Genomic DNA, 591 nt, shown 5'->3' with positions numbered 1-591 from the left:
TTACAAGCTTATCGAGCGGGCGGAAGCTTCAAACGCTTGGAATAGTGCATTGGAATATGCCAATGAACATTTTCAAGGTGTTGAACTGACGTTTGCGAAACAAGAAATATTTAATGCACAGCAACAAGCAGCCAAAGCGCTCACACAGCCTTTAGCTTCTTAGCACAACGCATTCATTTTACTAACCCTGGCGGGATTATTCTCCCGTCAGGGGGAAGGTCTCGTCTTTTTTTTGGAGATCTTCCATGACTAAATCAGCCTCACTTTTTCGCTTGGTATTGGTTGTTGCCCTTGTCTTAGGTTCGATTCAAGCCGGTAAAGCGGCAATTGATTCGGTTCAAGCAAGTGTTGTTCAGCACCAAACAGCGTTAGCACAAGCTGCAAAGTAACCACTTAACCCTGAAGGGGAGTTCTCTCCTTCGGGGGAGTCTCCCCCTCAAAGGAGACAATATGAAGGTTATCGACCTATCACAACGTACTCCTGCATGGCACCAGTGGCGCATTGCAGGGGTTACGGCATCTGAAGCCCCAATTATTATGGGGCGTTCACCCTACAAAACACCTTGGCGATTATGGGCAGAAAAAACTGGA

The 591-nt window shown here is 46.9% G+C and carries 2 protein-coding genes and 1 pseudogene; all 3 read left to right on the top strand.

Features of this window, described 5'->3' with window-relative positions:
- Positions 1-163, top strand: a pseudogene (locus R7Q11_RS27890) (phage recombination protein Bet); the annotation flags it as partial.
- An 82-nt stretch (positions 164-245) separates the two neighbouring features.
- Positions 246-389, top strand: a complete 144-nt coding sequence (locus R7Q11_RS27885) for a hypothetical protein (protein WP_015066581.1) — start codon at positions 246-248, stop codon at positions 387-389.
- Between the two features lie 61 nt (positions 390-450).
- A partial coding sequence (locus R7Q11_RS27880) for a YqaJ viral recombinase family protein (RefSeq protein WP_225467199.1) occupies positions 451-591 on the top strand: 141 nt, incomplete at its 3' end.

The organism is Vibrio sp. 970, assembly GCF_033339075.1.
The sequence above is the reverse complement of the archived record's forward strand: the minus strand, read 5'-3'. Positions and strand labels throughout refer to the sequence as shown.